The sequence below is a fragment of the Streptomyces swartbergensis genome (assembly GCF_002148965.1).
Lineage (GTDB): Bacteria > Actinomycetota > Actinomycetes > Streptomycetales > Streptomycetaceae > Streptomyces > Streptomyces swartbergensis.
The window spans coordinates 1-21,602 of the sequence record NZ_NGFN01000131.1; the positions used below are offsets into that span (position 1 = coordinate 1).

General features: G+C 68.6%; 17 protein-coding genes and 4 pseudogenes. 14 read left to right on the forward strand and 7 right to left on the reverse strand.

Annotated elements, in window-relative coordinates:
* The 5 genes from CA983_RS21325 to CA983_RS21345 form a co-directional block, all read left to right on the forward strand.
* A partial coding sequence (locus CA983_RS21325) for a C40 family peptidase (RefSeq protein ID WP_143645526.1) occupies window positions 1-524 on the forward strand: 524 nt, incomplete at its 5' end.
* A gap of 318 nt (window positions 525-842) precedes the next feature.
* A complete protein-coding gene (locus CA983_RS21330; protein ID WP_244207041.1) occupies window positions 843-1,061 on the forward strand; it encodes a hypothetical protein in 219 nt (72 codons plus the stop codon).
* Window positions 1,062-2,000: 939 nt separating this feature from the next.
* On the forward strand, window positions 2,001-2,318 hold the full coding sequence (locus CA983_RS49585; protein WP_086602506.1) for a pre-toxin TG domain-containing protein: 318 nt from the start codon (window positions 2,001-2,003) through the stop codon (window positions 2,316-2,318).
* A 133-nt stretch (window positions 2,319-2,451) separates the two neighbouring features.
* A complete protein-coding gene (locus CA983_RS21340; protein WP_086602507.1) occupies window positions 2,452-3,006 on the forward strand; it encodes a hypothetical protein in 555 nt (184 codons plus the stop codon).
* Complete coding sequence (locus tag CA983_RS21345; RefSeq protein ID WP_086602508.1) at window positions 3,007-3,513, forward strand: hypothetical protein; 507 nt, start codon at window positions 3,007-3,009, stop codon at window positions 3,511-3,513.
* 447 nt (window positions 3,514-3,960) lie between these two features.
* Here the strand turns inward: CA983_RS21345 and CA983_RS21350 are convergent.
* Window positions 3,961-4,185: pseudogene (locus CA983_RS21350) on the reverse strand (oxidoreductase); the annotation flags it as partial.
* A 433-nt stretch (window positions 4,186-4,618) separates the two neighbouring features.
* Between CA983_RS21350 and CA983_RS48005 the strand changes: the two are divergent.
* From CA983_RS48005 to CA983_RS21390, 6 genes and pseudogenes are all read left to right on the forward strand, one after another.
* A pseudogene (locus CA983_RS48005) lies at window positions 4,619-4,802 on the forward strand (hypothetical protein); the annotation flags it as partial.
* Between the two features lie 97 nt (window positions 4,803-4,899).
* Complete coding sequence (locus tag CA983_RS21365) at window positions 4,900-5,898, forward strand: RNA polymerase subunit sigma-70 (RefSeq protein WP_086602509.1); 999 nt, start codon at window positions 4,900-4,902, stop codon at window positions 5,896-5,898.
* 750 nt (window positions 5,899-6,648) lie between these two features.
* Window positions 6,649-7,521: a class I SAM-dependent methyltransferase gene (locus CA983_RS21375; protein ID WP_086602510.1), complete on the forward strand. Its 873-nt coding sequence runs from the start codon at window positions 6,649-6,651 to the stop codon at window positions 7,519-7,521.
* A 389-nt stretch (window positions 7,522-7,910) separates the two neighbouring features.
* The gene (locus CA983_RS21380; protein ID WP_086602511.1) at window positions 7,911-8,732 is read left to right on the forward strand and encodes an FAD binding domain-containing protein; all 822 of its coding nucleotides are present in this window, start codon (window positions 7,911-7,913) and stop codon (window positions 8,730-8,732) included.
* 3 nt (window positions 8,733-8,735) lie between these two features.
* The gene (locus CA983_RS21385; RefSeq protein ID WP_086602512.1) at window positions 8,736-11,489 is read left to right on the forward strand and encodes a molybdopterin-dependent oxidoreductase; all 2,754 of its coding nucleotides are present in this window, start codon (window positions 8,736-8,738) and stop codon (window positions 11,487-11,489) included.
* Between the two features lie 88 nt (window positions 11,490-11,577).
* A pseudogene (locus CA983_RS21390) lies at window positions 11,578-11,725 on the forward strand (ATP-binding protein); the annotation flags it as partial.
* Window positions 11,726-11,838: 113 nt separating this feature from the next.
* Here CA983_RS21390 and CA983_RS21395 read toward each other — a convergent pair.
* Entirely contained in the window at window positions 11,839-12,672 is an 834-nt protein-coding gene (locus tag CA983_RS21395) for an NAD(P)H-binding protein (RefSeq protein ID WP_086602513.1), read from the reverse strand.
* 597 nt (window positions 12,673-13,269) lie between these two features.
* Window positions 13,270-13,974, reverse strand: coding sequence for a TetR/AcrR family transcriptional regulator (locus tag CA983_RS21400; protein WP_086602514.1), 705 nt, complete (start codon window positions 13,972-13,974; stop codon window positions 13,270-13,272).
* 119 nt (window positions 13,975-14,093) lie between these two features.
* Here CA983_RS21400 and CA983_RS21405 point away from each other — a divergent pair, with 119 nt between their 5' ends.
* A complete protein-coding gene (locus CA983_RS21405; RefSeq protein WP_086602520.1) occupies window positions 14,094-14,852 on the forward strand; it encodes a DUF4386 domain-containing protein in 759 nt (252 codons plus the stop codon).
* 1,386 nt (window positions 14,853-16,238) lie between these two features.
* Here the strand turns inward: CA983_RS21405 and CA983_RS21410 are convergent.
* Both CA983_RS21410 and CA983_RS21415 read right to left on the reverse strand, forming a co-directional pair.
* Window positions 16,239-16,577: a hypothetical protein gene (locus CA983_RS21410; RefSeq protein WP_086602515.1), complete on the reverse strand. Its 339-nt coding sequence runs from the start codon at window positions 16,575-16,577 to the stop codon at window positions 16,239-16,241.
* A complete protein-coding gene (locus CA983_RS21415) occupies window positions 16,574-17,584 on the reverse strand; it encodes a hypothetical protein (protein WP_086602516.1) in 1,011 nt (336 codons plus the stop codon). The genes CA983_RS21410 and CA983_RS21415 overlap by 4 nt, the downstream gene beginning before the upstream one ends.
* 116 nt (window positions 17,585-17,700) lie before the next feature.
* Between CA983_RS21415 and CA983_RS21420 the strand changes: the two genes are divergently transcribed.
* Both CA983_RS21420 and CA983_RS21425 read left to right on the forward strand, forming a co-directional pair.
* Window positions 17,701-18,357: a TetR/AcrR family transcriptional regulator gene (locus CA983_RS21420; RefSeq protein ID WP_086602521.1), complete on the forward strand. Its 657-nt coding sequence runs from the start codon at window positions 17,701-17,703 to the stop codon at window positions 18,355-18,357.
* Between the two features lie 417 nt (window positions 18,358-18,774).
* On the forward strand, window positions 18,775-19,713 hold the full coding sequence (locus CA983_RS21425) for a D-alanyl-D-alanine carboxypeptidase family protein (protein WP_086602517.1): 939 nt from the start codon (window positions 18,775-18,777) through the stop codon (window positions 19,711-19,713).
* Between the two features lie 174 nt (window positions 19,714-19,887).
* Here CA983_RS21425 and CA983_RS21430 read toward each other — a convergent pair.
* Together CA983_RS21430 and CA983_RS21435 are read right to left on the reverse strand one after the other, a co-directional pair.
* Window positions 19,888-20,340, reverse strand: a pseudogene (locus CA983_RS21430) (phosphopantetheine-binding protein); the annotation flags it as partial.
* A 284-nt stretch (window positions 20,341-20,624) separates the two neighbouring features.
* Window positions 20,625-21,026 carry a hypothetical protein gene (locus CA983_RS21435; RefSeq protein ID WP_244207043.1) on the reverse strand — a complete coding sequence of 134 codons (402 nt, stop codon included), beginning with the start codon at window positions 21,024-21,026 and terminating at the stop codon, window positions 20,625-20,627.
* Window positions 21,027-21,602: the final 576 nt, after the last annotated feature.

The window sequence follows — 21,602 nt, forward strand, 5'->3', positions numbered from 1 at the left end:
CTGCACCCGCATCCGCCCCCGCTGCACCCGCATCCGCCCCCGCTGCACCGGCAGCGGCTGCCGCCCTGATGGAACCCGTTACCTTCACGGCACGCGAAACTCCCTCCACCACCTTCACACCCGGTGTCTACGGTGGATCCTGGCTGTCGCCGGACGCTGGCCACAGCACCCAGGCCGAGCGGGTGGTCGCCTTCGCCCGAGCGCAGATCGGTCGGCCCTGCGTATGGGGCGCGGTCGGGCCGGGATCGTACGACGCCCCCGGTCTCACCCAGGCCGCGTGGAAGGCTGCCGGCGTCACGCTTCCCCGGACCACCCAAGCCCAGTGGGGAGCGGGAGTGCAGGTCTCGCTCGCTGACGTCCAGGTCGGAGACCTGGTCTTCTTCCACGACGACCTCGGCCACGTCGGCATCTGGAGCGGCGACGGCATGATGATTCACGCCCCGGGTCCGGGAGCGTTCATCCGTGAGGAGTCGGTGTTCTTCGCCGGCCAGTCGGCGATCAAGGGCGCGGTCCGCCCGGCCTGACGTCCCCTCCGGCCGGTTGCTGCGGCGGCGTGCCGGTGTTCCTCATGCACGATCTGTACCTCGGGGTTGGGCAGGGCAGCCCTGCCCTGAGGGGAAGTGACACCGTCGAGCTGTCCGGTGAGCGCGGACGGGCGAGCCAAGCTGTGCGGCGGCTGTGCGCCCAGCGTCGTAACGGTCGCGCGTGCCTGGATGTCGACGCCATGCCCCCTCGGGGATGTCAGCGCGCGGGGAATGGAGCCTCGGGAGAAGTGAGGTGAGGGATTCCGCCATGTCACTGAGGAGTCAGGGCACTTGGGCCCCATGACACTGCCGAAACCCTTGAAGAACGCACTGATCGTTGTACTGACCTATGCCTGCGTCGTATTGATCATGCGCTACCGAAGGGACGGCATGGACTGGGGTCCGGCACTATTGATCGGTCTGCTCGTCACGCCTCTGGCTCTCCTGCTGTCGTGGGGCCGGGACCGGCTCATCGGCAAGGCGCAGAGGGCAGGTGAACGGGCCCGGGCTCGCCGTCGAGGGGAAGCGGCCGAGTGACGCCGGGCCGGCGCCTGGCACCTGTGTTCGGGTCCAGTGGGCGGGCGCCAGGTGCTGCGGTGGGCGGGCGCGGCATCCCGCCGTCCGCTACGGGGCGACCGTGCTGGTCGCAGTCCTCAACCGAGCGGCGATCCAGTCAACAACAGTGACACCACCGGCCTGTTCGGATGGCGGGACGTGGGGGGACTCGGAGGTTTGCGGGAGGCGGCCTCGGCGTGGCAGCGGCTGCCACAGTCTGCTTCACGGTTGTCGGATGCGTCGCCGCGGGGGCAGTGCTGGGAGGCCTCGGTACGGGATTCCGGCGCATCTATCGGATCGGCCCTGCTCGGCGGAAGCAAAGAGGACCGAACCGATGCCTTCATGAACGGAACGGTGTGGGGAGCGCTCGAGTCCAGTCCAGTCGGATCCTGGCTCGACGCGTCCTGGGGTAGGACGTCCTGAGGTCCCACAGGCCAGAAAGGAGCGGGCCGTGCGGAGAGTCCGGTCGAGCCTGCGCCACCGTTGGCATGGCGCGCTCGCCTTGGGTGTCTTCGGAGCCATCGTCGCGGGGCCGCTGGAGTACTTCGACTTCCGTGTCGGCTGGAACGTCCTTTTAGCGTTTCTGGTCGGTGCTGCGGCCGGGAGCGTGGTCGGCTTCCTTTTCCCTTCCCTGCTGAGCCCCCGTCAGGGCCCACGCGCACCTGCACCACCCCCGGCCCCGCCATCGCCGCGGCCTTCCAGAAGGTGGCGCGCAGCATCAGAACCGGCCTCGACGAGGGGGCATGGGCAAGGACCTCGACAAGATCAACGCCGGCGTCAGCCAGATGAGTCACGCCCTCGACGACATGAACGACTCGCTGGGCGAGGTGAACGGCGCGCTGGACCAGATGAACCGGGGGATCGGCGGCGCCAACAAGGGCATGGAGGAGATGACCGGGGCATCGGCCAGGCCAACCATCGGTGACGGAGGGCATCGTCGAGGCGGTCACGGGCAAGGACCTCGCCACCCGCGACGAGCTGAGCGGGTTCGACCGGGCCACGGGCGCGCTGGTCGTGCTGCGCTGGCTCAAGACGGGCAAGAAGGCCCTCGACGGCGACGACGTGCGGACCGCCCGCAACGGAACGTGTGCCGCTCAAGCGTCACCGACAACAGCTTCCCGGCCGGGACCCGGGTCCTCATGGGCGACGGAGGCAGCACGCCGATCGAGCACGTGCACGAGGGCGACAAGGTGCTGGCCACCGATCCCGCGACCGGCCTCACCCGGGCCGAGCCGGTGACCGACCTGATCACGGGATCGGGGGAGAAGCGCCTGATCACGCTCGTCGTGGACACCGACGGCGCGGCGGGGAACCGCACCGACACGATCACGGCGACGGACCGCCACCCGTTCTGGACGCCGGCCCCGGGAGTGTGGACCGCGCCGTCGACCTCACTGCGGGGACGCGGCTGCGCACCAGCGCGGGCGCGGACGTGGAGGTCACTGCGGTCGGGACGCGCACCGCCGAGCAGACGGTCCACGACCTCACCGTCGCCGGCGCGCACACGTACCACGTGCTCGCCGGTAGCACGCCCGTCCTGGCCCACCATGCCAAGAAGAACAAGTGCAGCCTCGAGATCGACCACGTGGGCCAAGTGGACCAGGACTGGGTCACCAAGGGCGCTCACGTCAACATGAAGGACGGCATGGAAGTGGCACTGCGCCCGGACGGCAAGGGCGGCATCCGGGGGGAGGCGATCTGGTTGAAGAACGGCACCGCCACGCAGAAGCAGGTCGACGCCGTCGTCGCGACCATCGAGTCCGACCCCAAGGTGCGCGCTGACATGATCAGGCTGACGAAGGCCGCCAAGGAGGTCTTCGAGTCCGGCGCAAAGGCCATGAAGGAAGGCCGCAATCCGCAGTGGCGCTTCAGCAACGACCGCACAGCCGAACTGCCGCCCCTGATCGAGGCGATGGAGAAGATGTAGATGTCCGACCTGGACTTCTACGCCCACGTCGCCACCCACGGCGACGTGTTGGGCGTGGGCATCGGCGCGCAGCCCGCCGAATGGAAGACCAAGCTCGGGGCCGACTGCCTCGTCACCGAGGACGGGAGCTGGCTGCGCCGGGACTACGGGCTCCTGGAGCTGTCGTTCCAGGAGGAGGGCGGCGCCTGGCCCTGCTTCGGGGTGAGCGTGCAGGTGCACCGTCTGCGGTGGGACACCGAGTCGTCCGTACCGGCGGCCCTGCGCGGCGCGTACGGCGAATTCGCTCCCTCGACACGCTTCGAGGACCTGGCCGCCGCGATCGCCGGGCTCGGCTGCTCGGTCGAACCCGAAGCCGACGGGGGCGGCACGACAGGGGACATTCACCGCTACCGGGTGCCCGAGTCCGGCGTGAGGATCTTCGTCCGCGCGGACGAAGAAGCCCAAGGGCAGGTGGGTGAGGTCTGGAGCCTCAGTGTGTCTCCCGCGTGGTGGCGCGAGTCGGGCTGATCAGGCCCTCTGCCACATCGCGTCGATGGCGCAGCAGGGGGCGCGTCAGGTGCATGGTCAAAGACGCGATTCGCTCCATAAAGGCGGCTTGGCGCCACTGTAGGCCGGTGGTGCAGGGACAGATGCCTACGCGGCTGACAAGATCACCTCGGCAATGCCCGCCACCGACCGCTCTGTGGCACGTGCGGGCCCGCGAAATCCGTTGTTGCTGTCAACTGCACTCGGGCCCAGGAGGCGGACGGGCGCATCGACGAGTCCGCGTGAGGTGCTGAGTCGGCTCCCACCTGCGGGGAGTCACCGCGCTGCGCGCCGTGATCACAGTGACTGCACGTGCAGCGGGAAGATCGCTCCGGCGAGAAACCTGTTCGATCCGCACGTTCCATGATCGGCTGAGAGTACGGCTTCCAGCCACACGGCCTTGGTCTGGCGCCCGGCGGCCGGCTGCTCCATCGGCCAGCTCACGCCTGTCATCTCCTCCGACACCGTCCGCAACCGCAGCGCCGCCGCTTCGCTCGCCGCCGCCGACCGTCCGACCAGCGTCGGCCCCCCTCGCATCTCGCTTCGCCCGTCGGGCTTGACGTGGCTCGCCCCGGGCAGGTCCTGCGTCGCGGAGTACAGCGTCGGCCGGGCGCCCGCCTTGTCCTCTTGGGCGTAGAACCTGTTGCCGATCTTAGGAATTCGGGGCGGTGACCGCAGGGGGAGGGGCACTGGTGGGTTGCTGGCAGGCCGCGCACAGTTCATGACGGCCCTCGGGGGTCACGACAGTGCCCCAGCCATTGCATCTCTCGCAGCCCCGGGCCAAGGCGACGTCTGGACGGGGGGTCGGGCTCCCAGAGTGAGGAGCGGGGATGTGAGCCATGAGGTGGAACCTCCCACCATGGGTGGTGAGCGACGGGCGCACTCCCACACTGCCAGCCCTCATGCCCGATATGTGTGCTATCGCGGTCAGATTTGAGTCAAAGGATGACTAAAACGGGCGGTCGGCGCATACCGTCGACGGTCCTTCCTGGCGAGCCTGACCCCACCTTCCGATCACGCCGCCGCCGGCTCACACGAAGCCGGTACGCAGATGCGCACTGCAAGATCCCCTTCATGGACCCAGCAATCACGCCGGCAGACGGCCGTGAACAAGGCCCACCCGGATCCGCTGCCGCGGCGAACACGCTGTCGCCGCCCTCAAGACCTGAAGAATCCTGACCAAGCTGCGCTGCAGCCCCTCCCGGACGACCGCAATGGTGCAGGCCATCCTCGTTCTTCACCACGTCGTAAACCCGACCTGCCAAGGATGAGAGATGCTCAGCCATGCTGAGCGACGCTAGTGATGAGTTTTCGCCCTCGGGCCCGTCACACCTACGACGGGACACGACGAGGCGGAAGGATCACGTGATGAGTGCGGACACGCGGCTGGAGGCGCTGGGCGTGAGTGGACTGGGTGAGGCCGACGAGCCGGCGTTCTCGGCGCTGGCGGAGCGGCATCGGCGGGAGCTGCACGTGCACTGCTACCGGATGCTCGGGTCGTTCGATGACGCCGAGGACACCGTGCAGGAGACGTTCCTGCGTGCCTGGCGGGGGCGGGAGACCTTCGAAGGGCGGTCGACGTTCCGGGCCTGGCTGTACCGGATCGCCACCAACGCCTGCCTGGACCTGCTGGCCAAGCGCCGCCCGGAGCCTGCGACCGGCGGCGAGGTGCTGTGGCTGCAGCCCTACCCGGACCGGCTGCTCGACGAGCTGCCCGCGGGCGACGCGGACGAGCCGGAGACCGTCGCCGTCGCGCGGGAGACGATCGAGCTGGCGTACCTGGTCGCGGTCCAGCACCTCGCGCCGCGCCCGCGGGCCGCGCTGATCCTGCGGGACGTGATCGGCTGGCCGGCGAAGGACGTCGCGGAGCTCCTCGGGGACTCCGTCAACTCCGTGAACAGCGCGCTGCAGCGGGCCCGCGCCGGCATGCGGGAGCACCTGCCCGCCGAGCGGCAGGACTGGACCGGCGGCGAACAGGACGCCGTCACGCGCGAGCTGGTGCGCCGCTATACCGACGCCAGCGTGGCCACGGACGTCGACGGGCTCGCCGCACTGCTGCGGGACGACGTCCGCTGCTCGATGCCGCCCACTCCGGGCCTGTACGTCGGCCGCGACGCGGTGGTGCACGACTGGGTCGAGAGCGGCTTCGAGGGCATGAAGGGCCTGCGCGCCGTCCTCACCTCCGTGAACCGGCAGCCCGCCGTCGCCTTCTACCTCTGGCAGAAGCGGGAGGGCGCGTACCTGCCGCTGACGATCGACGTCCTGCGCGTCACCGGCGGGGCGATCACCGAGATCGTCACGTTCCACGACGACCGGTTCCCGCGGCTCGGACTGCCCGAGCGCCTGCCGGCGGACGGCACGGAGTAGTCCCGGTGTGGACGCTCGCGCTGCGCGGCCGGCCCGGTCGGCCGGACGGCTCACCAGACCCATCGCGGCCACCATGCCGGTTGGCATGCCGGCTTCATTAGCGGGGCCTCTAGATCTTCCGCTCGTGTCCCTCGCAACGACGCCCGACCCCGAATTCACCTGATCACAGGAATTTGAAACAGGCACTGACGGAAAGGCGCACCCGCTGGACGGTCCCCCCGAGCGGCCCGTCGACGTGCCGCACCCGCCCGTCCTGCTGGTGTGCAACCACAACGGCGAAGGCAACCCCAACGGCACGATCCCGCGCCTGATCGGACTCATTCGCCACCTGTGGGAGGGGGAGCGGTTCGAGGACCACCACCTCTACGACGGGAAGATCCCGATCGTCGCCACCGGGTTGCGCAACCTACGCAACACGGCCCGGCCAAGCCGGTGTTCCTCCGCTTCGGCCGCCGCAACATGCAGCCCCTGCAAGAGGCCATCGGCAACCCCCACCACCTGTGCGGACACCCGTCACTGTGCCCAGGGGGAGTGGGAGCCCCATCTGGATCAAGTCCCCACTGCCATCGGCCCGAACTGACGGTGTGAACGGCCGCCCATCACCGGCTGCCTGCCGGTAAAGGCTGTCGGCGCCGCTCGAGTCTTCCTGGCGCGTCCGTTGAGCCGACCCAGTGGACCGTCGTTGTTCGGCCCGTTCTTCTGCGCGCGGTCTGGGAAATCTTCAACGGGTCTTTGCTTGACTGATCGATTGTGAGACGTTTCGATCAGGTCACCGCTGACCGTGTCGCAGACAACAGGCGGAACTGGGATGCTCGTGCCCCTGTCCACAGCACCAGTGACTACTACGATCTCGGTGAGGTCCCGGCCGAAGCGCGTTTTCATCCGCGCGAGTGGCAGCAGCTCGGATCGCTTGAGGGCCTGTCGGTGCTGCATCTGCAGTGCCACAACGGTGTGGAGACACTCGCTTTCGCGCAGCGGGGTGCCAGGGCGACAGGGCTGGACTTCTCCGCCCGCAGTCTGACCGCGGCCCGCGAGGTGGCCGCCGGAGCCGGTGTGCAGGTGCGGTTCGTCGAAGCCGACGTGTACGACGCCGGTGAGGCGTTGGAGGGGGAGACGTTCGATGTCGTTTACACCGGGCGTGGCTCCCTGATCTACCTGCCCGATCTGCAGGCGTGGGCCACGGTGGTGGCGGGGCTGGTCAAGCCAGGAGGCCTCTTCTACCTCATGGAGTACCACCCCTTGCTTTGTGCTCTGGGTCTGGCCGGCTGCGGCGCGTCCAGAAGCCTGTCGGAGCCGCTGGAGCTGCGCTACGACTACCTGGGCGGTGGCGAGCCCGCCTGGTTCGACACGTCGGAAACGTATGCGCCGTCCCGCGACGGCCGGCCGGTCCGGGGAGCGACCGTCAGTCATCTGTGGGCGCATACGGTGGTCGAGGTGATCGGCGCGCTGCACGCGGCGGGGCTGACCATCGACCCGGACATGGTGTGGGAGACCGACTGGGTCAACGAACCGCGCTGGGACGGCATGGAGCGGGTCGCACCCGGCTGGTGGCGCAGGCCGGACGGCGGCGTACGCATTCCTCTGATGTACGCGGCCGGTGCCCGTCGCCCGCGAGGCGCCTGACGCGCTGTCGGCTGTGAGCCGACGTGCCGGGCACGGCCGGTGGCCGTCCGGCGGGTCCTGCGTGGCTGGATGCCCGTCATGGACAAGCTCAGGTGCGTCGGAGGGGCGGGGGTGCGCCGGGTCCGCAGGGCAGGTTGCCTGGCTGTTGCCGTGATCGCAGCAGGCGGGGTGGTCGGGCGCCCTGAATGGTGCCGACGGTACGCGAGAGTGAATGCGCGGCGAGGCGCCTCGGGCTTCCGTCAAGACAGGGCGACATCTCGCTGATCATTGCTGGGGTGAGCCGTTCGTGCCGTGAGCGTCGACATGGCGCCGCATGGCCGTCGACGGAGTTCTACGCCGGCGCAGTTCGGATACGGCCGGCCGGCCGGAATCGTGGAGGAAGGGGTCCTGTGGATCTGCCGTCGGTTCGCGAGGTCGTCGATGCCCGGTGCGCTCTGCCCTGGCAGACGGGTGACGCGTGGTTGGCCGGAGGGACCGCCTTGTTCGCAGAGCCGCGGCCCGAGGTGATGCGGCTTCGGGATCTGACGGCGATGGAGTGGCCGGCGTGGGAGATCATGGACGATGGACTGGTGATCGCGGCGACCTGCACGGTGGCCGAGCTTCTGGCTTTCGCACAGGCGCCGGCCGGGCCGTGGCCGCAGGCGCGGGCACTGATCGCCGCCTGCTGCCGGGCGTTCTCCTCCTCCTTCAAGGTGTGGAACACCGCAACGGTCGGGGGCAACCTGTGTGTGGCTCTCCCGGCCGGTCCGATGATTTCCATGGCCGTGGCTCTGGACGGCGTATGCCGGGTGCTGGCCGTCAACGGGCGGGAACGCCGGGTACCGGCGACCGGCTTCGTGACCGGAGTGGGGCGCACGGTGCTGCTGCCGGGGGAGGTGCTGCGCTCGGTCACACTGCCGGTCTCCGCACTGGCGAAGCGCACGGCTGTGGGCCGGGTGAGCCTGCGCCCGGGAGGCCGCTCCGCCGCCTTGGTGACCGGTACCTACGCACCTGAAACGGGCCGCTTGGGTCTCGCGGTGACCGCTGCCACCATCCGGCCGGTCACCGTGGACTTCTCCCACCCGCCCTCCAGCGCCGCACTGCGCGCGACACTGCACGAGATGCTCGACCGCGATCTGATCGTTGACGACGTGCACGGACACCCGCAGTGGCGCCGCCACATGGTCACGTACCTGGCCGACGGGGTACGACACGACCTGACGCGGGAGTAGCCGATGTCGTTCTCCGTTCATGTCAACGGCCACGAGACCGTCGAGCCGCCGGCTCCTGGGCAGTGCCTGCGTACGTATCTGCGTGCCCACGGCTGGACGGGAGTGAAGAAGGGTTGTGACACGGGCGATTGCGGGGCCTGCACCGTGCATGTCGACGGCGCGGCCGTGCACAGCTGTCTGTATCCGGCCCACCGCGTCGACGGACGCACGGTGACCACCGTGGAGGGTCTCGCCACCGAAGGCCGGCTGCACCCCGCCCAGCAGGCGTTCCTGCGCGCGCGGGCCTTCCAGTGCGGATATTGCACCCCGGGATTCCTGATGACCGCAGCGGCCCTGACCGAGAAGGACCTGGCGGACCTGACCGAAGCTCTCAAGGGGAACCTCTGCCGGTGCACCGGCTACCGGGTCGTGGGCGAGGCGGTTCGGAACACGCTGCGTGGCGAGCGCGACCAGTCTCCCACCGGCCCGTCCGACGCGACCTCACCCGCAGACCCCCCGTGTGCAGTCGCTCGGCCCAGTGACGACCAGGAGGCCGTTGGTGTCGTCACCGGTACCCTCAGTTTCACCCTGGACGAGCAACCTCCCGCCGGAATGCTGCACCTGGCCCTGCTGCGCTCGCCGCACCGCCACGCCCGCATCCTGGACATCGACACGGCCGCCGCTCGGGCCGTGCCCGGGGTACGCGCCGTCCTGACTCACCACCACGCCCCGCGGACGCGGTTCTCCACCGCCCTGAGCGAGGCCGCGCAGGAGTGCCCGGCCGACACCCGCGTCCTGGATGACGTGGTGCGCCATGTCGGGCAGCGCGTCGCCGCCGTTGTCGCCGACAGCCCCGCCGCCGCCGAGCGGGCCTGCCGAATGATCCGCGTCCGCTATGAAGTCCTGCCGGCCGTCACCGACCCGGAGGAGGCACTGAGCCCGGGAGCCGCCCGTGTGCATCCCGACGGGAACCTGGTCGACGAGATCCATCTACGCGCCGGCGACGCGGACCAGGGCCTGGCGGAAGCGGACACTGTCTACGAGGGCACCTTCCGCACCCAGCGCGTGCAGCACGCTGCCCTGGAGTGCCACGCCAGCCGGGCATGGACGACCGAGGACGGCAGCCTCCACGTGCACACCACCACCCAGGCCCCTCACCTGGTCCGGCGACGCCTGTGTGCGATCTTCGGACTGCCTGCCGAGCGTGTCCGGGTGACCGCCGCCCGTCTGGGCGGCGCCTTCGGCGGCAAGCAGGACCTGCTGACCGAGGACATCGCCGCCCTGGCCGCGCTGCGTACCGGCCGCCCGGTGCAACTGGAGCACACCCGCGCCGAGGAACTCGCCGCCACCACCACCCGCCATCCCTTCCAGGTGCGCGTCACCCTGGGAGCCCGACGCGACGGAACCCTCACGGCCATCCGGCTGCACGTCGTCGCGGACACCGGCGCCTACGGCAACCACGGGCCCGGCGTCCTGAAGGAAGGCTGCACGGGGGGTATCAGCCTCTACCGCTGCGCCAACGTGGTGGTGGACGGCTACAGCGTCCGCACCCACAACGTCCCCGCCGGCGCTTTCCGCGGCTACGGCGCGGGGCAGGTCGCGTTCGCCATGGAATCCGCGCTGGACGAACTCGCCCGCATCCTCGATACCGATCCGCTGGCGATGCGCCGCGCGGCCTGTCTCCGCCCGGGCGACAGTACGACGTTCCCCGGCGTCGGCGGACAGCACCCTGTCATGGACAGCGGCCTGCAGCAATGTCTGGACGCTCTGCACGCGGCACGCACGCGCCGCCGGCGCAGCCACCCTGCGCCGGCGGACCCAGGCCACCTGACCGGGGAGGGCCTGGCCGTCACCGCGCTGCACGCCGAACCCATGGACGGGCACCTCTCGAGCGCGCGGGTCACCCTGCGGCCCGACGGCCACTACGACCTCGCCGTGGGAGCCCCCGAATTCGGCAGCGGAACCTCCACCGTCCTGCGCCGTATGGCCGCAGACACCCTGCGCACCGACCCGGACCACATCCACCTGCGGCAGGCCGACACCGACCTGCTCGGACACGACAGCGGCGGTTTCGCCTCGACCGGCGTCCGCATCACCGGGCGCGCCGTCACCCGTGCCTGCGAGACGCTGATCCGACAGATGAGAGAAGTGGCAGCAGCCCATAGGGCAGCGGCATCGTCCGCATCCCGGCCGGACATCACCACGATGCATGGCGATGGCGCCGGCACAGCCGTTTCTCTCGCCGCCCTCCATGCATACGCCCAGGTGAACGGACAGCACCTGACCGCAACCGGCCGCGCCGTGCCCGGAGAAGGCCGACCTGCCCTGGCGGTGAGCGCCCAGTGGTTCCGTATCAGCGTCGAACCCACGACGGGACTGGTGCGCGTCCTGGACAGCGTGCACGCCGCCGACGCCGGCGTCGTCCTCGACGACGCCCAGTGCCGCGGCCAGATCGAGGGAGCAGTCGCCCAGGGCATCGGCACCGCCCTGTGGGAGGCACTGTTCACGGACCCCGACGGCCGCATCACCACGGCGGACTTGAGGACATACTCCATCCCCCACTACGGAGACCTGCCCGCCACCGAGATCCACTTCGCCCGTCCGGACACCGCCTCGGTCCCCAAACCGATGAGCGAACTGCCCTTCAACCCTGTCGCCGCCGCACTGGCCAACGCACTGCGCGATGCCGCCAGCATCCGCTGCGCAGCGCTGCCTCTGCGCCCCGATACGGTATGGGCCGCGCTTGACACGCTCCGCAGCTCCCTCTCCCCCCGGTGACCGACCATTGCGGAGGCCACTCGGCGGTGCGCGCCCCGCATCCCTACTTTCTTGATCGTTGGGCTCGAACTGTTCGTTCGTAAGCTCGAACAGCGTCGCTATCGCCTCCAACGAGTCCTTTGGGCTGGACCAAGACCTTCACCGACCCCCGGCTCTGCACGGCCATCGTCGACCGCCTCACCTTCAGCGGCACCATCATCGAAACCGGCACCGACTCCTACCGTCTGGCCAGCACCCGGGCACGAGCTGAGGGAGCCCGCCAAGGCCGGCTGATCTCTGCCCCACCACCTGCCCGACGGCCAGCCGTCCTGCTGTCGGGGCACGATGAACGTGCTCAGGATCGGGCGGCTCAGCGGAATGCGGTGGCATTCTCCGAGGCCCATTGCTGAAACGTCCTGGCCGGGGCACCGGTGATCTGGGGAACTGTGTCACGCACCATGAGCAGCTCGTCGTTGACGTCGCCACCCGTCAGGTCCAGCACCGCGTCAGCGGCTTCACCGCCCAGGAAGACGGCCATCTGACGATGGGCTTCCTGCCGGCTGATCTCGGCGAACGGCACTTTCCGCTCCAGTACTGCCGCGATGGCCCCGACCTGCTGCCGGGCCGTGACCCTCTCCGGACCAGTCAGCGCGTACGTTCGCTCTTGGTGGCCGGACTCGGTCAGTGCCACCCGAGCCACCGACGCGATGTCCGCAGGATGGATCGTGGGGAGACCGATGTCCGCATAGGGCACGCGGACCGTTTCGTGTTCGCGGATCGCTCCCGCCCACCACAGGGCGTTCGAGGCGAACTGCGTCGGCCGCAGGATCGTCCACGTCATGCCGCTGCCCTTGAGTAGCTGCTCGACAGTCATGTTCTCGCCGGCGGGGCCCAGGCGCGGATGGGTCTGGACGGTAATGGACGAGACCAGCACCACGTGTTCCACGCCTGCCCGCTGGGCCGCCTCGATGATCTCGGCGTCCGAACCCATGCGTGACACAAGGAACAGCGACCGTACCCCCTCCAACGCGGGCTTCAGTGAGGCTGTCTCAGCGAAGTCACCCGCAACCGCTTCGACCCCTTCCGGGAACGCGGCCCGTGCAATGTCACGGGTGAGCCCCCTCAACGGTCCGGCGCCGAACGCCCGGAGCTCTTTCAAGAGGGCACTTCCTATATTTCCGGTGGCTCCGGTCACGAGGATCACGAGGTCTTCTCCTGCCATCAGGCGGTGATCAATATGCCGTGACGTTAAGACCTCAACCAAGCTTCAGGTCAAGAAGAACGGCAGGTCGCGAGCTGGGCAGGTGTTCGCCGCCAGGTAGGCCCCGACCAGTCGACCGTCCCGCGCGACGGCCCCTCAGGGGAGCCGGACGGAGCGTAGGGCCGGGTGGATCCGTGCCACGACGACGACGTGGCCTGCGTCGCCTCCGGGCACGATGAGCGCCGGGCGTTCGCCGTCCCAGGCCTGTTGCGGCGGCGACATGCGTGGCGCCGCCGCTCCGGTCCCCTCGGGTCCGGCGCGCAGATCCATGCTGATCAGGCGGGACTTGGGGGGACCGTAGGCGTCGGTGAAGGTGACGAACCGTCCGTGGGCCAGACCTGCCTCCTGTGACTGGGTTCGGCACGGTATCTTGGCCTACTCCGTCGGCTGCGTAATGGGCACCGGGCGCATTGTGGGTAGTGGCACCGAAGTTCGCTGAGCACACGCTCGTCGGCGGCCTTGATGTCCCGCAACGAGCTGTCCGTTTCGCGGCGTAACACCGCCGTTGCTACGCGGCCAGAGCCCTCAGCGTTCCCAAAGTCATGGGGTCTTGCCCCTCAAGTGGCCGGCGGAAGACCACCCCTGCTGCCGCAGTCTTTCGAACCCGTCCAAGAGGAGATCCAGCGCGAACTCGAACTCGAACTGATCGTCACAGCCCCGACCCAGCACGGAGTCCTCGTCATGAGCCACCGCGCCGGCCAGCTCCATCACGTACGGGTACTCACCGGCGTCCTCCTGGGAGGGGGCCGTCTGCGCTCGCGGGGCGGGTGGAGCGTCGAACAGTTCCTGCGTGATGCCCATCATGCGGCTGCCCAGAGCGTGCATCACATGGTGCGTCAGATCGACCGAGAAGCCACCGGTCCGGAACATGCCGATCACAGAGTCCATGTACGCAAGCACGACCGGTGTCGGGCTGCTGCGCGACTGGATCACTTGGGCCGCCCAAGGATGTCCGAGGAAGGCGCGTCGCGCCGAGAGGATCCTGTGGCGCACCGTGCTCTTCCAGTTGGATCCCGGGGCCGGCGGATCGATCTCGCCCATGACGACATCAACCATGCCGTCCAGGAGCTGCTCCTTGTTCGAGACGTGCTTGTAGAGGGCCATCGGCACCACGCCTAGCTCCTTCGCGAGCTTGCGCATGCTCAGCGCTTCGATCCCGATGTCATCGGCGAGCGCAACAGCCGCCCGCAGCACCCGGTCCCTGGTCAGAGGGGTTCGGCGCACTGCCTCCGTCTGCTGAGCCATATCGCCACCAGCTCCCTCGTGATGTGTCGTATCAGCGCCTCGGCTTGACGAGTGTACGGCGTACGCCTACGGTGAGCCCTAGGTGTACGCCGTACACCATTCTCTGGGGGTGGGTCCTGGTGGTATCAACCAGAAGAACTGCGGTTGTCGCCGGTGTGTTGTTCCTTGTCACCGAAGTGACAGCGATCGGCGGGCTCGCGTTGTACGGCCCTGTCCTGCAGGACGCGGACTACGTTGTCGGTCCCGGTGCCGACACGGGGGTCTTCCTCGGCGCACTGTTCGAACTCGTCCTGGCGGCGGCCGTCGTCGGCACTGGAGTCGTGCTGTTTCCGGTCCTCAAGAAGCACAACGAGGGGGCCGCGCTCGGTTATGTGTGCGCCCGGCTCCTCGAAGCCGCCGTCATCATCGTCGGCATCATCAGCGTTCTGTCGGTCGTGAAGCTGCGGACGGAGTTCGAAGGAGCGGCGGACAGCGACGCCGCCTCACTAGTCACAGCCGGCAAGACCCTGGTGGCCATCCATGACTGGACGTTCCTCATGGGGCCCAACTTCATCTTGGGAGCGAACTCACTGCTACTTGCGTGGTTGATGTACCGCGCCGGGCTCGTCCCGCAGTTCATTGCCGTATTGGGGCTCGTAGGTGGCGCGTTGATCTGCGCTTCGGCGACCGGAGTGATGTTCGGGCTGTACGAGCAGATCTCCGTGGCGGGGTCCGTCGCGGCGATTCCCGTGTTCGCGTGGGAAGTGAGTCTTGCCGTCTGGCTGATCGCCAAGGGGTTCAAACCGGCTGCTCTCCTCGACGAGGGCAGCGACGAGAAGTCGCAACTCCCGGGCGATGCACGGGAGATCGAAGAGTCGCGTTACCCCGTAGCAGGGTGACGGATCACACTACATGCTCTGCTTATGCGACGGCGCGGGCGGCGCGGGCGGCGGTGCGGCAGGGCATCGGCGTCGCCTGGCATACGTCGACGTCGTCGCCGCTGTTACCTGATGCGCGGCGCCTTCCAGCACGGGCGCCTGCTCGGTAGGCGCCGTTCAGCCGCTTGGAGACCAGGCTCGCCGGGCCGACTGCGAGCGACTGCAGAACCGGATCGCCCTGGAACAGCGTGTGGGGGAGCCAAATGAGTCGCGCCACCTTGCCCGAGGGGACTGGACCCGCGGCATCAGCATCAAGCAGCCGCACACCCACCTGCATCCTGACCGGCGAGAAGGGCACTGAGACCCGCCCGCCGATGAACTGCGCCGTTCTACGCCCAGCTGCTTGACGGAGTGCCCGTCGAGCAGGCGGGGTCGCCCGGTGTCTCTCCGTCAGCGAGGTGACGTCAGAGTCGCAGGACTTCGTGCGCGCGTGCACCCGGTTTGTCGACTGTTCCGCGGCCCGGCCAGTTCGGGCGCGGTGGGTCGGCGGGCGTCGGCCTCGGCGTATGGACGGCGGATCGGAAAGTGACCCGGTCTGGGATCCAACGGGATCGCGAGTGCGTCCTGTTCTGCAACGGCTTGATGGAGGGCACCCATGCAGGATGATCCAGGCCGGCGCACGCGAATCCAGCCGGTGCGGCGACGCTCCGCGCCGAACCAGGCGCCGGCTCAGCCGCAGAGGGGCCGCAGATGGTGGCGCCGCATCCCCTGGGTGCACATCGGAGCCGTTCTAGGCGCGCTGGCTGCTGTGGGCGGTCTCGTCCTGACCGGCATCGCCACCTACTGGGGCACAGCGACAGCCCGGGACCAGCTTGACCAGTCACGAAAGGAAGCCTTGGACGAGAGTCGTAAGCAGGCAGAACGTATCTGGTCATGGGGACAGTGGCATGGGATTTTCTGCGTGCCATCGGATGAGGAGGAGTCCCCGGCCGACAAGCCGAGCGCCACCCCGTGCAATGACCGCCGGATTGACGTGGCTAATCGCTCAGCAGATCCGGTGTACAGCATGTGGGTGCGGTTCTGGGTGCACGAAGACCGACCCGATGACGACGTGTACTTGAAGACCGGTGACATGGGTCCATGTACCGAGGTGGCGTATCGACCCGGCGACCTATATCGAGTTGTCCTCCATAACGGGGAATGGACGCGGGGGGACAGGGGGCCAGTTCTGGAGGGCATCAAGGGCGTCAGATCCCTGACGTTCACCGATCGGGCCGGACTCACCTGGGAACGCCGAGGAGCTCGGATAGCTCGCGCGAAACCCATCGATGTCTCTCCCAGCAGCGGGGTCCTGCTTCAGACGGAGACACAGCCGACCGCGGCGACCGCAGGTCTCTGCGGCCTGAGCTAGTACTCCAGTTGCAGTTCGCTATCGTCGCTGGTCAGGAGCCTGTTTCTGAGTGCAGCAAGCTGACTGGCCGTCATGTGGCGGGAGTTCGTGACCGGCGGTGCTCGATCGCTGTTGTTCTGATCGTGCAAGATGATGTGCGCCCCGATGCGTGGGCGGGAGAGCTGGACGAGGTGCTGCTGCGGGTTGGCCACCGGTTCGGCCGGCCTGATCTGCGGCGGCGAATGCGGCGCGAGGTCTGCGGCGAGTTCGGCGAATACCGCTTCCGTCTGCTCGGCATCTGCACTGCCGCGCAGTGCAGACCCCGAGCCGTGGTCACCGTGGGCGGGGCCTGTCACCTCCGGTACCGCTGCGCCACTGCCGCGAAGGCGGCTTTGGGTTCCCATTCCATGTCGGGGTAGGTCTGCCCCCGGCGCCCTTCGAGGAGTTTGACGATGCCCAGGCCGGCCCGGTCCAAGTCGTCCCTGGGGTCGCCGTCGGGGCGGTGCGGGTAGCCGGGCAAGGCGAACAGGAACACGAACGCGCTGTCCACGCCCTCGGTCTCGAAGATGTCCAGCAGTTCGCTCAGGTATGCGGCCTGGCCGGCCTCGTCACGCTCGTATATGCCGTTGAGCCGTACTGGGGCCTTGGTCTCTGGGTCGTGCTCGACCACTTCCAGCACCCGCCCACCGCGGTCTCCCGCGCCGCGGTAGGCCGCGGTGCCGAACCCGGTGATGGCGAGCGGCTTCGGGCCTTGGGCCAGGGTGCGCACCGCGTCCCGGAACCGGTCGGCGACCTCGGCGGAGCGGATCAGCTCGAATGTCACAAGGTCGAAGGGAGTCCAGTCGACCTGCTCGAACTGGATGGATGCGTAGGTGAGCTTGCCCTGGAAGCGCTCGCGGACCGTGGCCGCGGCGTCGCGGAGGAAGGTGTTGATGCGCGCGCCGAGCTCACGCATCGCTTCGACCCGCCGCTCGGGTTGGCTCATCAGCTGCTCGACCCGCTCCTCGGGGCTCTCTCCGGGCAGGAACCCGCGGTTCATCACGCTCAGCTCGACCCCTGCGACGAAGACGACTGTGGCCCCCTGCTGGCGGAGCCGTTCCGCTCGCTCGGCGCAGTCACGCAAGAGCGTGAGGGTCTGCTCCGGATCCAGCTCCAGCGGATAGGGCGAGAACCAGACCTCCAGGCCGAGTTCGGCGGCGGCACCGGCGGCCAGCTCCAGTCGGTCCGGGTCGCCGCCGATGATCTGGACCGCGTTGCAGTGCAGGTCGTCACGGATGATGGAGAGCTCTCGCCGAACCACCGCGGGGTCGAAGTGCTCGCGGGATATCTGGCCGTGCACGACGAATCCGGTGTCGTAGGTCATTCCTCTTGCTCGCATGGTGACGTCCTCTCTGCCGGTCTCGGTCTGGTCGGAGACTGGCAGGGAAATTGCGTGCACGCAAGTTTGCGCGCACGCAGCTTGTGTGGAACGCTGGCACCGTGACGACACCACCACCAGGGCTGCGGGAGCGGAAGAAGCAGGCCACGCGCGAGGCGCTACGCGAGGCAGCCCTGCGCCTGGCCGTGGAGCGCGGACCGGACCAGGTGCGGGTCGAGGACATCGCCGAGGCGGCCGGAGTCTCGCCGCGCACCTACAACAACTACTTCGCCAGCCGCGAGCAGGCGATCGTCTCCGCTGTTACCGCGGACCGGGAGGCGCGAATCGCGGCGGCGGTCGCGGCCCGGCCTGCAGGAGTGCACCTGGCTGACGCCGTCACCGAAGCAGTGGTCGAGCAGTACACGAACACCAGTGAGCGCGAGCGCGAGGCGCTGCTGCTGATCACCACCCGGACCGCGCTGCGCGACGCGTTCCTCGATGCCACCGCCGGCATCGAGCCCCCTCTCACGGCGGTGATTGCCGAACGCCTAGGCGAAGCCGGAGCGCACACAGCCCGCGTTCTCGCGGCGAGCGTGGCCGCGGTCGTTCGCATCGCATTGGAAGGCTGGCTCCGGCCGGCCGGGAACGCAGGGGCCGCCGGGAGTTTCGGTGCCGGAGGACTGCTCGTGCCCTCCGGCTCACTGCCCGACCAGCTCCGCGCGGCACTGGCCCCGCTCGCGCCCGCGTTCGACGCCGCGGAGCGACGCACCCGGCCGTGAAGTCGACCCAACCGGGGCATCCGCTAGACAAACAGTAGATCCGGAACATGCCGATACACCTGGCCGTCATCACCCTCGTCCGCCAAGACAACGTAGATGCCGCTGCGTCAGCTCACGATCAGGGCGGGAGACGTCGGTCGACACCCGCGCGCGAGGCTCCGCCGTCGGCATGTGGTCCACGTCGAACCGTGCGGCGAGGCCGACCGCCTCGTCGGAGTGCCGCGCGTTCAGCACGCTGATCCGGGACGCGTCCACCTGTGTCCGGGTGGCCTCCGCCGCAGCGGCGACTCGCAGGTCTCCCAGAATTACTTCCGCCCGCCGTGCAACCCTCGGTGTCCCCCGTGAGTCTCCCTAGAGCCTCCCCCTGCTTCATTTCGCAAATGTCATCTGGCATTTGGCCTACTCGGAGCGTTTATAGTGATAACCGGCATAAAGGGCGTACGTATCCGCAGAGCCGCAGTTGTCGCCGGCGCCACCGGCGCGCTGCTCGCGGGCGGCGCCCTGACCGCGCCCGCGCAGGCGGCGACCGCGCCCTCGGTCAGCGCCAAGGGCGCGTTCATGCTCAACAGCGCGACGGGCTCCACGCTCTACAGCAAGTACGCCGACACCAAGCGGCCCATGGCGAGCACCACCAAGATCATGACGGCTCGCGTCGTGCTGAGCACCCCCGACCTGAACCTCGACCGGAAGGTCACCATCAAGCAGGCTTACCGGGACTACGTCACCGCCAAGGGCGCGAGCACCGCGGATCTCAAGACCGGCGACAAGGTCACCATCCGCCAGTTGCTCCATGCGATGCTGCTGCCGTCCGGCTGCGACGCCGCGATGGCCCTCGCCGACACCTTCGGCACCGGTACGACCGTCTCGGCGCGGACCAAGTCGTTCATCAGCAAGATGAACGCCAGGGCGGACACCCTCGGCCTGACCAACACGCACTTCGACTCGTTCGACGGCAACTCGACGCAGAACACGAACTACACGACGCCGCGTGACCTCGCCAAGCTCGCGCGCAGCGCGATGAAGTACTCGACGTTCGCGGGCATCATGAAGAAGCCGAAGACCGTGCAGTACGCGACGACCAGCACCGGCGGCACCCGCACGTACACCTGGTACAACACCAACCAGCTGCTGGGCTCATACAGCGGCGCGATCGGGGTGAAGACGGGCACCAACACGCCGTCCGGCCCCTGCCTCGTCTTCGCCGCGACCCGCAACGAGAAGACGGTCATCGGCGTGCTCCTCAACGACCAGTACCGCTACACAGACGCCGCCAAGTTGCTGGACTACGCCTTCGGCACCAGCTCGGCCGGCACCATGCAGCTGCGCACCCTGCCGACGGGCGCACAGAGGGACTGACCTGGGCCGACGCGCACTCGAACGAACGCTGGTGGGTACCGGCGCGGGCAGGAGCACCCTCGGTAGCTCGCTGGGCTCACAACCCAGGCCGAAGGTTCAGAACCTGCCCCCGCCGCCACCACACTGGCGCCATCGAGGGCAAACTACTCGCCTCCGAGCGGTCGCGGACGCCCATCACCGGTCCAAAGACCTGAGACTCGCAACCGTTTCGCGGATCGTCGGGTGACGGTACAGCTCCCGCAGGCGCAAGGACGGGAGGCCACGGGTGCGTAGCGCGGCGGTGACGCGGACGGCGAAGAGGGAGTTGCCGCCAAGTTCGAAGCAGTCATCGTCCGGGCCGACCGGGACGCCCAGGATGTCGCTCCAGATCTCTGTCAGCGTCGTGGTGAGGTCGTCGGTGGCCGGAGCCGTCCTGGAGGGGACCGCATGCCAGGGTGTCGGTGGGTGGCTGACCGCGGGGAGTTTCGTTGTGTCGAGTTTGCCGTTGGGCGTCAGCGGGAGCGCGACCGTGGCGGGGAGCATGTAGTCGGGCAAAACCCCTGCGGCGCGCTCGCGGATCGTGGTGGGGTCGGCCCCGGGCGACAGGACCACGTAGGCGTCGATCCTGGCTGTGGCGGCGTCGGTGGGCTTCAGCCGAACGATCGTCCCCCTGGGCTATAGGTGAGGCCAGGGGCACTGTTCCTCGCCAGCCACATAGCTGAACGGTGAACTGCCCTTGCCTCTTCCACCGTTGGCGCCGCAACCCGTGTGAACTGAAGCACCTTGCCCCGGCGCCTCTGACTCGTCACAGCGGCCGTTTCCCCGTGCTCCGTTCCCCGACATCCCGAAGGGCGAGGGACGGCCACGTCTGCCATTCGGGGAACGGCGGAGACCCCGGCGCGAGACGAACGCGCCGGGGTGCAACGGCAGGCTCAGTACCGCGTAGGGAACAGTTGGAGCTTGGCCTTGTTGCCGGAGACCGACTTCACCCAGATCTTCAGGTTGTTGAACTGGACGGTGCCGCCCGGGCTGGTGCTGCCGCTGAGCCTCCCGTCGGCGGCCGACATCTTCACGGATCGGGAGCTGATACTCGTGATCTTGAGCTTCCCGAACCCGAACTTGCGGCTGTCGACCTTGATGGTCTTGGGCGCCGACACGGTGATCTTGCACCGCCCGTCGTAGCAGGGCCCGTTGTTGGCAGCAGATGCCACCGGCGTCATCACGCCGAATCCGAGTGCGCCCGCCATGGTCAGCGTCACGGCAGTCGTCGCGGCCCGCCGGCGCATACCGGCGGTGGTCACCAGAGTGGTGGCTTGTCGGCGGATACGGTTCACGTCGTCGCCCTTCGGTCGGTCGGAAAACGGTACGGCGGGGAGTCCCTGCGCCGCCGGAGCCCAGGCGCCGTGGTGTGCTCTGATCCGTGCCGGCCGGCTGGTGCCCCGCTGCACCGATTCCAGCGCCTGCCTGGTTGTTCGGTAACCTGCTCCGCCACTCTGAACAACTCGCAAACGCTGCTCCGGGGTGTGCAGGGCGGGGATGCTCGGACTGGTGTGTGCGCCTTCCATGCCGGACCAGACGTTAAAAGTCCAAGCTGAGGAGGGCGGCAACCGCAAGGGAGCGGCTCCGGTGGAGCGGGAGGCAGGTGTGGGGCGTCAGGGACCTGTCCGCTCCGGCGATGCCTGCACCGTTCCTCATGGGCTGGCGATCAGTTTCTTCACCTCGGACGGCAGTTCGCTGCCGGCAGCTCGGTGTCACCCTGCGGAGCGTGATGCTGCGTCATGCCAGCGGCTTCGTACGTGCGCTGGCGTACCGCACGCCCGGGCCGCCGCGCTGCGCCGCCGTCACGGCGACGGCGGTGTCAGGAGGGGGACGTCAGTGGGGGAGAGGTCGGTGCGGGGGCGGTGCAGGCA